This is a genomic window from Nocardia tenerifensis NBRC 101015 (genome assembly GCF_000308715.1).
Lineage (GTDB): Bacteria > Actinomycetota > Actinomycetes > Mycobacteriales > Mycobacteriaceae > Nocardia > Nocardia tenerifensis.
Genome location: NZ_BAGH01000176.1, coordinates 1 through 11,929, shown reverse-complemented (window position 1 = coordinate 11,929; position 11,929 = coordinate 1). Strand labels below are relative to the sequence as shown.

The following is an 11,929-nucleotide window of genomic DNA, read 5'->3' as shown; positions in this document are numbered from 1 at the left end:
GAGATATTCGACGGCGAGCACGGTGGTCAGCCCGTCCACCGCGGTGCGCAGCTTACGGGCGGCCGACCAGCCCATCGAGACGTGGTCCTCCTGCATCGCGCTGCTCGGGATCGAGTCCACCGAGGCAGGCGCGGCCAGGCGCTTGAGCTCGCTCACCACGGCGGCCTGGGTGTACTGGGCGATCATGTGCCCGGAGTCGACGCCAGGATCGGCGGCCAGGAAGGCCGGAAGCCCGTGCGAGCGTGCGACATCCAGCATCCGGTCGGTGCGGCGCTCGGCCATGCTCGCCACGTCGGCCACCGGGATGGCGAGGAAGTCGAGCACGTAGGCGATCGGCGCGCCGTGGAAGTTGCCGTTGGACTCCAGCCTGCCGTCGGCGAGCACCACGGGATTGTCCACGGCGGCGGCCAATTCGCGATCGGCGACAAGTTCGGCGTGCGCGACGGTGTCGCGGGCCGCGCCGTGCACCTGCGGCGCGCAGCGCAGCGAGTAGGCGTCCTGCACCCGATTGCAGTCCGGCCCACGGTGACTCGCCACGATCTCCGAGCCGGCCATGGCCGCGGCGATCCGCGCCGCCGAGCGGGCCTGCCCCGGATGTGGGCGCAGGGCTTGCAGATCGGCGGCGAACACGCGGTCGGTGCCGAGCAGCGCCTCCACGCTCATGGCCGCGGTGAGGTCGGCGACGTCGAGCAGCATGTGCAGGTCGGCCAGCGCGAGCACCAGCATGCCGAGCATGCCGTCGGTGCCGTTGGTCAGCGCCAGGCCCTCCTTCTCGGCGAGCACGACGGGCTCGATCCCGTTGGCGCGCAATGCCGTTGCCGCATCCGTCACGGTTCCTTCGGCGTCGACCACGTCCCCCTCGCCCATCAGCGCGAGGGCCACCGCGGCCAGCGGCGCGAGGTCGCCGGAGCAGCCGAGCGAGCCGTACTCGTGCACGACCGGGGTGAGGTCGGCGTTGATCAGCGCGGCGAGGGTGGCCGCCGTCTCCGGCCGGACGCCGGTGTGCCCGGTCGCCAGCGTGCGCAGCCGCAGCACCATCAGCGCGCGGACCACCTCCCGCTCGACCGGCCTGCCCGCACCCGCCGCGTGCGAACGGATCAGCGAGCGCTGCAGCGCGACCCGGCTCTCCCGCGGAATGTGGCGGGTCGCGAGCGCGCCGAACCCGGTGGAGACGCCGTAGGTCGGCGTCGCCGCCTCGGCCAGCGCGTCGACGTGCGCCCGCGCCCGCGCCAGCCGGTCCTCGGTGGCCGCGCTCAGGTGGACCTCGGCGCCGAGCCGCGCGACGGCGACGACCTGTTCCCCGGTCAACGGTCCGTCGAGGGCCACGGTGGGCAGCTGTGCGGTGTCGGGCATGGGGTCCATTCCACCGTCGCGGCGGGCAGTGGAGAATGAGGGTCGGTCCGAATCTGTCTGATATCCAAGACTTGCCGAGGAGATGGCATGGGAACGAGCAGTGATGTCCCGGCGTTGCGCCGCGGCCTCGCGGTGCTGCGGCTACTCGCGGGGCGAGCCGGACCCATCTCCGCCTCGACGATCGCGCGCGAGCTCGACCTGCCCCGCTCCACCACCTACCACCTGCTCGGCGAGCTGGAGGCGGCCCGTTTCGTCACCCGCCTGCCCAGCGAGCGCCGCTACGGCCTCGGCATCGCCGCGTTCGAACTCGGCTCGGCCTACCTGCGCCATGATCCGCTCGAGCGGCTGGCCGGGCCGCTGCTGCGCGAGCTGGTCGAGGAGGTCGGACACAACGCGCACCTCGGCGTGCTGCACGGCAACGAGCTGCTCTACCTCATCAAGGAGCGCCCGTTGCGCCCGGAGACGCTGGTCACCGGCGTCGGCGTGCGCCTGCCCGCGCACCTGACCGCGTGCGGGCGCGCGATCCTGGCCTACCTGCCCGCCGCACAAATCCGCGCGCTGTTCCCGTCGGCGGCCTCGTTCGTGCGCCGCACCGAGCGCGGCCCCAACTCACTGGCGTCGCTGCGCACCGTGCTGGCCACCGAGCGCACTCGCGGCTGGGCGTGCGAAGACGGCCATGTGACACCGGGTTTCGCCTCGGTCGCCTACCCCGTCTTCGACCACAACAAGCGCCCGATCGCGGCCATCAGCGTCACCCTGCGCCACCACTGCGAGGCGACCCCGTGCCCCGCGGACTGGGCGCCGCTGGCGGCCCGGGTCCGTGCCGCCGCCGACCACCTCACTCAGCGCATCGGCGGCCGCACCGGTTAGGGCTTGCGGCCGACGCCGCCCCACGCGGCCGACGGCGGCTCGGCCATGGCGTCGTCGCCGGCGCGCCAGTGATTCACCGGCACGATGCCCGGCGCGACGAGGTCGAGATTCTTGAAGACCTCGCGAACCTGGTCGACACTGCGCACGTAATAGGGGACGGCGCCGGTTTTCGCGTAGTAGTCCGAAAGGCGAACGAGGCGCTGATCTTCCGTGGTGCCCTCGTACATCGCGAAATAGCTTCCGGACGGAATGGCCTCCTGGAGCGCGCCGGTGATCCGGATAACGTCATCCCATGTTCTCGCGTGCCCGAGAACGCCCATGAACATTACCGCGATCGGTTTGTTGAAGTTCAAAATGTTGCGCGCCTCGGTGACGACCTGCTCGGTGTCGTGGAAATCTGCTTCGATTAGCGCGGTGACGCCTTCGTCGGTGGTATTGATCAACAACGCGCGGGCGTGCGCGAGCACGAGCGGGTCGTTGTCCACGTAGACGATCTTGGACTCCGGCGCGACGCCCTGCGCGACCTCGTGGGTGTTCTGCATGGTGGGCAGGCCGGTGCCCACATCGAGGAATTGGCGGATCCCGGCCTCGGCGGCGAGGTAGCGCACCACCCGGATCAGGAATCGGCGAGATTGCCGCGCCATCATCCCGATTTCGGGAAACACCGATTCGCCCGACTCACCGGCTATTCGATCGACTTCGTAGAAGTCCTGGCCACCGAGCCAGTAATTCCAGATTCTGGCGGAATGCGGTACATCGGTGCGGATCAGCCGATCGCTTTCGCGGACCATGATGCGGCTCCTCGAGAGGTGGTACGTCCGGCTGACTGTACAAGCGCCCAACCGGCCGCGTCGGTGAATTCGAACATAAACACCGAACAGTCAGAAATGGACACGAGTCGCGTGTTCCGCCGAACGCACAGAGGTCGCTTCTCACGTCAGCCCGTGGGCTTCGACACTCTACCTTGGACCGTTCCAGCGGGTGACCGGGAACACACATACAGTCGGTTGTGCACAATATAGTTGTAGACTACCTTGTTGGACATGACCGATCACCTGACCCTCGATGAGCAGATCTGCTTTCCGCTGTACGCGGCATCCCGGGCGATGACCGCGGTCTACCGGCCGAAGCTGGAGCGACTCGGGCTCACCTACCCGCAATACCTGGTGATGCTCGCCCTGTGGGAGCGCGACGGGCGTAGCGTCGGCGAGGTGTGCCATGCGCTTGCGCTGGACTCGGGCACGCTGTCTCCCCTGCTCAAGCGGCTGGAGGCGGCGGGTTTCGTGCGGCGGCGGCGCTCGGCCGCCGACGAACGCCGCGTCGAGATCCAGCTGACCGACCGCGGCCGCGCACTGCGCGCCCAGGCGGCGGCCATCCCCGCTGAGATGGCCGCCGCCTGCGGCCTCTCCCCCGACGAACTCACCGCGCTGCGCGCGATGCTGCGCCGGCTCACCGGCACCCTCTCGACCTCATCGAACGAAGGAGAATAGACATGCGCATCCTCTACACCGCGGAGGCCCTGGCGACCGGCGACGGCCGCAACGGACACGCCCGCACCACCGACGGCAAGGTCGACGTGGAGCTGGCCGCGCCGAAGGAGATGGGCGGCAGCGGCGAGGGCACCAACCCCGAGCAGCTCTTCGCGGCGGGCTACGCGGCCTGCTTCCACTCGGCGCTGCGGCTGGTCGGCAAGCAGGCCGGGGCGAATATCGACGACTCCGCCGTCGGCGCGAAGGTCGGCATCGGCCCCAACGACGCGGGCGGCTTCGGCCTCGCGGTCACCCTCGAGGTGTCGCTGCCCCATCTGTCCCGCGCGGACGCCCAGGCCCTCGCGGACAAGGCGCACCAGGTGTGCCCGTACTCCAATGCCACCCGCGGCAACATCGACGTCGACGTCGTTGTCGCCGAAGACTGAAGGAGACGACTATGCGTGCGGTAACCATCGAGACTTTCGGCGAGCCCAAGGACGTCCTGACCACGGCGGAGCGGCCGCTGCCCGAGCCGGGCGCGGGCGAGGTCCGCGTCGAGCTGATCCTCGCGCCCATTCACAATCACGACCTCGCCATCGTGCGCGGCGTGTACGGGTACAAGCCGCCGCTGCCCGCGATTCCGGGCACCGAGGGCGTCGGCCGGATCGACGCCCTCGGCCCCGGCGTCACCGGATTGACTGTGGGACAACGAATTACGGTGTCCGGCGCGCAGAACGTGTGGGCCGAGTACTTCGTCGTCAAGGCCGGGCAGGTGGTGCCGGTGCCGGACGAGGTGTCCGACGAGACCGCCGCCCAGTTGCTCGCCATGCCGCTCAGCGCGCTCATGCTGCTCGAGGATCTCGGTGTGGCCGAGGGTGAGTGGATCGCGATCAATGCCGCCAACGGCGCGGTCGGCCGGCTCGTCAACGTGCTCGCGCGGCAACGCGGGGTCAACGTGCTGAACCTGGTGCGCGGGCCGAAGTCGGTGCAGGCGCTGCGCGCGGCGGGTTTCGAGCCGGTGTTCGACACCGAGGCCGAGGGCTGGCGCGACGCGGCCGTCGCCGCGACCTCCGGCGCGCCGATCGTGCGCGCGGTCGACCAGGTGGGCGGCGGCGCGGCGAGCGACGCCATGGCCTTGCTCGCGCCCAAGGGCGAGCTGATCTCGTTCGGCGCCCTGTCCGGGCAGCCGATGACGTTGAGCCCGGGTGACGTCATCTTCAAACAGGCTGTGGTGAAGGGCTTCTGGGGTTCGAAGCGGATCGAGGAGACCTCGGCCGAGGATCGCCGGCGCCTGATCGGCGAGCTGGTCACCGCCGCCGCGCAGGGTGTGCTGCGGCTGGACGCCGAGGCCACCTACCCGCTGGACGCGGCCGCCGACGCGGCGGTCGCCACCGAGAGCCCCGGACGCAGCGCGAAAGTCATGCTGGCCCCGCGCGTCTGACGCGCTACGGGCGCGGTTCGAGGACGGTCATGGCGGCATTGTGACCCGCGATGCCGCTCACCCCGCCGCCGCGGACCGCGCCCGCACCGCACAGGAGCACATTGCGGTGGCCGGTCGAGACTCCCCACCGCGCAGCCGGATCCGCCCCGGCGTCGTCGGCCAGGTACGGAAACGCTAAGTCGCGGTGGAAGATATGGCCGCCGGGCAGGCCGACCTCTTGTTCGAGGTCGAGCGGGGTCTTGGCCTCCAGGCACGGATCGCCGTTCTCGTCCATTGCGAGACAGTCGGCGATCGGCTCGGCGAGCACCGAATCCAGTTGTGCGAGGGTTGCTTTCACCAGCGCGACCTTCGTCCCAGCCGGATCCTTGGCGAAGAGCTTCGCGGGGGTGTGCAGGCCGAACAGGGTGAGGGTATGCGCACCCCCGGCGGCCAGCTCCGGCGACAGGATCGACGGATCGGTCAGCGTGTGGCAGTAGATCTCCGAGGGCGGCGCGGACGGGATCCGGCCGATCGCCGCCTCGCCGTAGGCCCGATCCAGTTGCGCGTACGACTCGCCGATGTGGAAGGTGCCCGCGAACGCCTCGCGCGGGTCGACCGTGGTGTCGCGCAGCCGGGGCAGCCGACGCAGCAGCATATTGATCTTCAACTGCGCGCCTTCGGGTTTCGGCTCCGCCGACGCGCCTAGCAGCCGGGCGAGCTCGTGCGGGGCGGCGTTCACCAGCACGTGGCCCGCGCCGACCACGCCGTCCGCGTAGCTCAACTCCGCTGCGCGGCCGTCGGTTTCGATCGCGGTCACGGTGCAGTCGGTGACGATCTCCGCGCCTGCCGCTCGCGCCGCGTCGGCTAGGGCGTCGGTGAACGCGCCCATGCCGCCCACCGGCACATCCCAGTCGCCCGTGCCGCCGCCGATCACGTGGTAGAGGAAGCATCGGTTCTGTCGTAGCGACGCATCGTGGGCGTGGGTGAACGTGCCGATCAACGCGTCGGTGAACACCACTCCGCGCACCGTGTCGTCGGTGAACTCCGACTCTATGAGCTCCCCGAGTGGCCGCTCGAACAGTGCGGCCCAGGCGAATTCGTCGTCGATGACCTCGCGCAACCGATCCCGAGTCGGCAGCGGCTGCGTCAGGGTCGGAAACACCCGCTCGGCCAGCCGCCCCGTCATCGCGTAAAACCGTTGCCAGGCAAGGAAATCCGCCGGCGACCCGGTCAACCGCGCGAAACTGTCCCGCGTGCGCTCCGCCGACCCCGTGTCGACCAGCAACCCGCCCGCCCCCACCGGCGTGTACGACGAGATCCGCCGCCGTCGCGTCGCGAACGACAACCCCAGCTCATCGATGATCTGCCGGGGCAGCAGGCTCACCAGATACGAGTAGCGCGACAACCGCGCGTCGACCCCCGCGAACACCCTGGCCGACACGGCCGCCCCGCCCGTCCGCCCCTGCCGCTCCAACACCGCCACCGACCGCCCGGCCCGCGCCAGATACGCGGCGGCCACCAGCCCGTTGTGCCCGCCACCCACGATCACCACGTCGTACGACGCCCGCCTCGGCTTCATGCCTCCTCGATAGCACGGATTCCACGCGGTCGGGCTGGAATAGTTCCGACAGCGGGTCCGAGCACCGACTGAGATTCCCGTCACTCGCCGGTGCGGAGACCGCGATCACAAGACATCCTGATCTTGCTGGACTGCCACGCCGTGCCGAACCGAGAGCGACGCGGGGCAGGTGATGACGCGGGGATCGAAACGGTGCGCGGCGGAGTCGAAGGAGCGAATGGATCGTGCGTCCGAAGCGAGCATTGACCTGGATTTCGCTGGCCGCGACGGTGGTGCTGGCCGCCGCCAGCTGTGGTTCGACGTCAGACACCGACGAGCCGGCGCAGCCGCCGGGCACCCTGCTCTCCCAGCGGCCGCTGACCAACGGCGGGCCGAGGATCGCGGCGGCGGCCGGGTCGGCGACCTACATCCGGTACATATCCACCGCGCCGGACAAATCGCCCATCGAGGTGTCCGGCGCGGTGTACCTGCCGAAAGGCCCGGCGCCGCAAGGAGGTTGGCCGCTGGTCGCCTACGCGCACGGCACCTCGGGGGTCGTCAGCGACTGCGCCCCGACGAACTCGCCCGCGCTGTTCGGCAACGACACCACCGTCGCGGACCTGCTCGACAGCCACAAGGCCGTGGTGATGACCAACTATCAGGGCCTCGACGGCCCCGGCTCCGCGCCGTATCTGCACGCGGAGTCCTCGGGCTACGACGTGCTCGACTCCGTGCGCGCCGCCCAGTCGCTCGGCCTGCCGGTGACCAAGGAGGTCGTGCTGGTCGGCCTGTCGCAGGGCGGCCGGGCCACCGAGTCGGCGGCCGAGACCGCCAAGACCTACGCGCCCGAGCTGACGATTCTTGGCGACGCGCTGCTCTCCCCGGCGCTGCGCAGCGAACTGGCCGAGGCGGCGCAGGCGAAGACGCTGACCGTCGGCCAGTACCTGCTGCTGCCCTATCTCGTCGCCGCGGTCCGCTACGAGCACCCGGACTACTCCTACGACAAGATCCTGCACGGCCCGCTGCTCGAGGCGGCCCCTCGGCTCGAGGCCCTGTGCACCGGCCAGACGACGCTGCAGGATCTCGCGGTGGGTCAGGCGGCGACGCCCGCGGCCGCGCAGTTCGTCGACGACGCCGCGCGCAGCACACTGGCCGACTACGAGGCCGCGGGCAACCTGCCGAAGGCCGCCACCGATATTCCGACGTTCATCTCGCGCGGCGACAACGACGATCTGGTCGACACCGCATGGGGGAACCAGGCCGTGGCCGAGATGTGCCGTCTCGGTACCGATCTGGTCGACCACGTGCTGCCCGGCGGCCACGAGGCGTGGCGGGCCCGCGTCGATCTGGTCACCGGGTGGATCACCGACCGCTTCGCCGGCGCCCCTGTCCCGCCGACCACCTGCCGCCGATGAGCGCGCGCGTGCGAACCGGTGCGGGCCTGCTGGTGCTGACCGTCACCTACTACATCGCCGAGCTGGTCGTCGGCGGGCGCTGGTCCGCGGCCCACCCCTACAGCTGGGCCGACAATATGATCAGCGACCTCGGCGTGCCCGAATGCTTCGGGGACATGGCGCGATACGGCGCGGCCACGCCCCGCTACATCTGCTCGCCCTGGCACGCGCTGATGTCGGCCGAGTTCGTGCTGCTCGGTGTCCTCGTGTTCGCGGCGGCACTGCTGCTCGTGCCGCTGCTGCCGAAAACCGTTGCCGGGCAGTCGATTCCGGTGCTGGCGGCGATCAACTGCGTCGGCATGGTCCTCGTCGGGGTCTTTCCCGGCAGCGCGGGCGAGGTTCCCGGCGGGAATCAGCTGCGCGCCGTGTTGCATCCGGCGGGCGCGTACCTGGAGCTGCTGTCCGGGCTGGCGATCATGATCATCGTCGCCCGCCTCTTCCGCGTGCATTCTCGTTACGCCGCAACGACTCTGGTTTTGATCGCCGTCACCGCGTTCGGCATGGTCGCCAGTCTCGCGCCGAACCATCTCGGTCTCGGCGCGGGCGCCGCCGAGCGCCTGGCCATCGATCCGTTCGTCGTCTGGCGGATCGTCACCGGAGTCGTCGTGCTCGTCGCGTCCGGGTCGGCGACGAGTCGACGAAACGGGTTGTCCGCCTGAGCGTCAGCGCAGCGTGGTGGTCAACGGGGCGGAGTCGCGCTTGATGGCCTGGCGGGCGGCGATCCGGTCGCGGCGCTCCTCGAACTTGAGCATGTCACGCTCGTACTTGGCCAGGTAGTCGGCGAGTTTCTCGCGGTGCTGCTCGCCGACGGCGGTGAAGTCGGTGCGCTCGAAGATCTTCCAGATGCGCAGGACCGGCATCACCACGTCCTCGAGGTGCTGGCGCATGTCGTAGATGCCGTGCTTGGCCATCAGCGCGCCGTAGCGGCGGAAGTTCGGGTTCTCCGCGCCGGGCATCTGGAAGTTCATCAGGGTGAGCGCGATGGCCTCGATCGCCTGATCGGGCGCCAGATCCAAAGCCGCGCCGCACATATTGCGGTAGAAGATCATGTGCAGGTTCTCGTCGGCGGCGATGCGCTGGAGCATCTTGTCGGCGATCGGGTCGTTGCACACCCGGCCGGTGTTGCGGTGGCTGAGGCGGGTGGCCAGCTCCTGGAAGGTCACGTAGGCGACGCCGAGCAGGAAGCCGGTGTCGGGCACCTCGCTGGGGTCGATGGTGCTGTACTTGGCGACCGACAGCGGATCGAAGCCGGTGGTCATCGCGGCCATCCGCGCGTTCTCCAGCTCGACCGGGTCGACGCCGCGCGTGACGACCAGGTAGTCGCGCATCACGATGCCGTGCCGGTTCTCCTCGGCGGTCCAGCGGCCGACCCAGGTGCCCCACGCGCCGTCCTGGGAGAAGTTCTCCGCGATGACCCGGTGATACGACGGGAGGTTGTCCTCGGTGAGCAGGTTGGTGATCATCGCGGCCTTGGCGACCTCGGACAGCCGCGACTGGTCGGGGTCCCAGTCGACGCCGCCCAGCGCGGCGAAGTTACGGCCCTCGTCCCACGGCACGTAGTCGTGCGGGTGCCAGGCCTTCGCCATCGACAGATGGCGGTGGACGTTCTCCTCCGCGATCGGCTCGAGCTCCGTGAGCAGCTCGAGCTGGGTCAGATTTCGCCCCATATGCGTTACCCCTCAGTCGTTTTGGCTCACCCAGGCGCCGGGGCCGGGACGACCCGTCGGCGCGACAACCTCCGCGAGCCTACGGATCCGTAGGTGGCAATTCAACTGGCCATACCGGTGCCCCCAGAACTGGTGGCGGCGACCGCGGCCCGGGCGATCCGGTGTGCGTCCGGCCGATCGTTAGGCGCGCTGGTGCCTCGTCCAGGAACGTCGTGCCGAAATTCCTGGACGAGGCACTAGGTAGGCTCACAGGCAAAGTGGGGATGCTGTCGTGAGGAGTCCAGCGATGACCGAGGTGCGCGCGCGATTCGGCGTGCTCGGCGCGGTGGAGCTGGCGATCGACGGCGTCGCGCAGGCGCTCGGCGGGCCCAAACAGCGGGCGGTGCTGGCGTATCTGGTGATCAACGCGAATCGGCCGGTGTCGGTGGAGGCGCTCGCGCAGGCGGTGTGGGAGGACAACCCGCCGCCCGACATCAGGACGAGCCTGCACACGATCGTGTCCAATCTGCGTAAACCCCTGCGCGACAACGGAATCGACGCTCGCGCGGTGCTTGCTCAGGTCGGCCCCGGTTACCGGGTCGCGGTGGCCGAGGAGGCCAGCGACGTGCAGCGGTTCCGGGCGCGCCGGGAGGCGGGGCTGCTCGCGTTGAGCGCGGGGCGATTTCGAACCGCCGGCGAGTTGCTGACCAGCGCGCTCGCGCAGTGGCGCGGGCCGGTGCTGGCCGATCTGCGCGGGCTCGGCTTCGCCGACGCCTACGCCGCCGTGCTCGACGACGATCGCCTCGGCACCATCGAGGCGCGCGCCGAGGCCGACATCGCGCAGGGCCGCGCCGGGGCCGTCGTGTCGGATCTCGCGCTGCTTGTCCGGGAATACCCGCTGCGCGAACCACTTTGGGAGCAGTTGATCACGGCGCTGTACGTGGACGGTCGCCAGTCCGACGCGCTCGACGCGGCCCGCAGGCTGCGCGCGACCCTCGCCGACGAGCTCGGCATCGATCCCAGCCCGCCCATCCGCGAGCTCGAAGCGCGCATCCTGCGCCAGGACCCGGTGGACAGCCGCGCGCAGACCTCGGCCACCCTCGGCGCGATCACGATCGTCGAGCACTCCGGCGAGCAGACGGCCGTCCTGCGGGAGCGCTCCGGCCGGACCTACTCCGTCACCGGCAAGGTCACCCGCGTCGGACGGCTGCCGGACAACGACATCGTGCTCGAGCACGGCAAGGTCAGCAGGCACCACGCGGCGATCCTGCACAACGGGCTCGCCTATCTGATCAAGGACCTGCTCTCCTCCAACGGGGTGTTCGTCGACGGGGTGCGCGTCGTGGACAGCGCGGTGCTCACCGAGGGAGCGGTGATCCGGATCGGCGACTACGAGCTGACATTCACGCTCGTCGCGTCCGACTGAGGTTCGTTGGTTCGTCGTTAGCGGGCCGTTGGTGAGTGCGGCGAGAGTAGTGCTCAGCCGAGACCGGCTGGTCAACACCTGAAAGACCGCAGACATCGTCTGCACCCCCGTTCCTCGCCCCCCGCGCACACTGCCCGTAGCGCGGGGAATCCGCGGCGGTGGTCGGTTTCGGCGCTCTCTTCCCGGCCCGCGGTCACTCACCGCGGGCCGCTCCCCGTCACCCCGCGGGGCACCAGTGGCCTACGGTGGCGGTGCTGACCAACAGCCGCACTCTCTATCGGGCCCCGCACTGGCTTTAGGCCCCTATAGCGGGTGCGGGTCCGGAGAAGGAGTGCGGGATCGGTGGTGGGCGGCTCGCTGGCTGACAACCGCACTCTTTGCCGGGTTCCGCACTGACTGTAGGCACCTGTAGTGGATACGAATTCGGGGACGGGTGCCCGATTTGGGGTTAGCGGCGCGGGCCCGGCCGCAGTGACAGCCGCTGCGCCCGCACGGCGGAGATGCGCTGGCTCACCGCCGCACTCTCTATTGGGTCCCGCACTGGATTTAGGCCCCTATAGCGGGTGCAGAGCCGGAGAAAGAGTGCGGGATTTGTGGTGGGGCGGGCGGTAGGCCGCTGGCTGACTGCCGCACTCTCTATTGGGTCCCGCACTCGCAATAGGCCCCTATAGCGGGTGCGGATTCGGAGAGAGAGTGCGGGATTGGTGGTGGGGCGGGCGTGGGGGGCTAGCGG

General features: G+C 69.9%; 11 protein-coding genes. 7 read left to right on the top strand and 4 right to left on the bottom strand.

Going from position 1 to position 11,929, the window contains the following annotated elements:
* A partial coding sequence (gene hutH / locus ON39_RS14105) for a histidine ammonia-lyase (protein WP_085998177.1) occupies positions 1 to 1,353 on the bottom strand: 1,353 nt, incomplete at its 3' end.
* 87 nt (positions 1,354 to 1,440) lie between these two features.
* Between hutH and ON39_RS14100 the strand changes: the two genes are divergently transcribed.
* Positions 1,441 to 2,223 (top strand): IclR family transcriptional regulator, encoded by a 783-nt coding sequence (locus tag ON39_RS14100; RefSeq protein ID WP_040734406.1) that lies wholly within the window; start codon positions 1,441 to 1,443, stop codon positions 2,221 to 2,223.
* Here the strand turns inward: ON39_RS14100 and ON39_RS14095 are convergent.
* Positions 2,220 to 3,014 carry an SAM-dependent methyltransferase gene (locus ON39_RS14095; protein WP_040734404.1) on the bottom strand — a complete coding sequence of 265 codons (795 nt, stop codon included), beginning with the start codon at positions 3,012 to 3,014 and terminating at the stop codon, positions 2,220 to 2,222. The two genes, ON39_RS14100 and ON39_RS14095, sit on opposite strands and share 4 nt — an antisense overlap.
* Before the next feature lie 252 nt (positions 3,015 to 3,266).
* On the opposite strand from ON39_RS14095, the gene ON39_RS14090 reads away from it, so the two are divergent.
* Genes ON39_RS14090 through ON39_RS14080 form a run of 3 tightly spaced genes read left to right on the top strand, consistent with a single transcriptional unit; the run spans position 3,267 to position 5,133 of the window.
* Positions 3,267 to 3,713, top strand: coding sequence for a MarR family winged helix-turn-helix transcriptional regulator (locus tag ON39_RS14090; protein WP_040734410.1), 447 nt, complete (start codon positions 3,267 to 3,269; stop codon positions 3,711 to 3,713).
* A 2-nt stretch (positions 3,714 to 3,715) separates the two neighbouring features.
* Positions 3,716 to 4,138, top strand: a complete 423-nt coding sequence (locus tag ON39_RS14085; RefSeq protein ID WP_040734402.1) for an organic hydroperoxide resistance protein — start codon at positions 3,716 to 3,718, stop codon at positions 4,136 to 4,138.
* Positions 4,139 to 4,149: 11 nt separating this feature from the next.
* Positions 4,150 to 5,133 (top strand): zinc-binding dehydrogenase, encoded by a 984-nt coding sequence (locus ON39_RS14080; protein ID WP_040734400.1) that lies wholly within the window; start codon positions 4,150 to 4,152, stop codon positions 5,131 to 5,133.
* 4 nt (positions 5,134 to 5,137) lie between these two features.
* On the opposite strand, the gene ON39_RS14075 is transcribed toward ON39_RS14080, so the two are convergent.
* Positions 5,138 to 6,691: a phytoene desaturase family protein gene (locus ON39_RS14075; protein ID WP_040734398.1), complete on the bottom strand. Its 1,554-nt coding sequence runs from the start codon at positions 6,689 to 6,691 to the stop codon at positions 5,138 to 5,140.
* Positions 6,692 to 6,915: 224 nt separating this feature from the next.
* On the opposite strand from ON39_RS14075, the gene ON39_RS14070 reads away from it, so the two are divergent.
* Together ON39_RS14070 and ON39_RS45880 are read left to right on the top strand one after the other, a co-directional pair.
* Positions 6,916 to 8,085 carry a lipase family protein gene (locus ON39_RS14070; RefSeq protein ID WP_040734397.1) on the top strand — a complete coding sequence of 390 codons (1,170 nt, stop codon included), beginning with the start codon at positions 6,916 to 6,918 and terminating at the stop codon, positions 8,083 to 8,085.
* An 8-nt stretch (positions 8,086 to 8,093) separates the two neighbouring features.
* Positions 8,094 to 8,783 carry a DUF998 domain-containing protein gene (locus tag ON39_RS45880; protein WP_157195461.1) on the top strand — a complete coding sequence of 230 codons (690 nt, stop codon included), beginning with the start codon at positions 8,094 to 8,096 and terminating at the stop codon, positions 8,781 to 8,783.
* A 3-nt stretch (positions 8,784 to 8,786) separates the two neighbouring features.
* Here the strand turns inward: ON39_RS45880 and ON39_RS14060 are convergent, their stop codons facing one another.
* Complete coding sequence (locus ON39_RS14060; RefSeq protein WP_040734395.1) at positions 8,787 to 9,791, bottom strand: acyl-ACP desaturase; 1,005 nt, start codon at positions 9,789 to 9,791, stop codon at positions 8,787 to 8,789.
* Between the two features lie 286 nt (positions 9,792 to 10,077).
* Here ON39_RS14060 and ON39_RS14055 point away from each other — a divergent pair, with 286 nt between their 5' ends.
* Complete coding sequence (locus ON39_RS14055; protein WP_040734394.1) at positions 10,078 to 11,196, top strand: BTAD domain-containing putative transcriptional regulator; 1,119 nt, start codon at positions 10,078 to 10,080, stop codon at positions 11,194 to 11,196.
* Positions 11,197 to 11,929 lie beyond the last annotated feature (733 nt).

What these genes read in the sequence shown, in the direction of transcription:
- ON39_RS14060 (WP_040734395.1), bottom strand. Translation starts at nt 9,791, where the DNA reads ATGGGGCGAAATCTGACCCAGCTCGAGCTGCTCACGGAGCTCGAGCCG.
- ON39_RS14090 (WP_040734410.1), top strand. Translation starts at nt 3,267, where the DNA reads ATGACCGATCACCTGACCCTCGATGAGCAGATCTGCTTTCCGCTGTAC.
- ON39_RS14055 (WP_040734394.1), top strand. Translation starts at nt 10,078, where the DNA reads ATGACCGAGGTGCGCGCGCGATTCGGCGTGCTCGGCGCGGTGGAGCTG.
- ON39_RS14100 (WP_040734406.1), top strand. Translation starts at nt 1,441, where the DNA reads ATGGGAACGAGCAGTGATGTCCCGGCGTTGCGCCGCGGCCTCGCGGTG.
- ON39_RS14085 (WP_040734402.1), top strand. Translation starts at nt 3,716, where the DNA reads ATGCGCATCCTCTACACCGCGGAGGCCCTGGCGACCGGCGACGGCCGC.
- ON39_RS14080 (WP_040734400.1), top strand. Translation starts at nt 4,150, where the DNA reads ATGCGTGCGGTAACCATCGAGACTTTCGGCGAGCCCAAGGACGTCCTG.
- ON39_RS14075 (WP_040734398.1), bottom strand. Translation starts at nt 6,691, where the DNA reads ATGAAGCCGAGGCGGGCGTCGTACGACGTGGTGATCGTGGGTGGCGGG.
- ON39_RS14095 (WP_040734404.1), bottom strand. Translation starts at nt 3,014, where the DNA reads ATGGTCCGCGAAAGCGATCGGCTGATCCGCACCGATGTACCGCATTCC.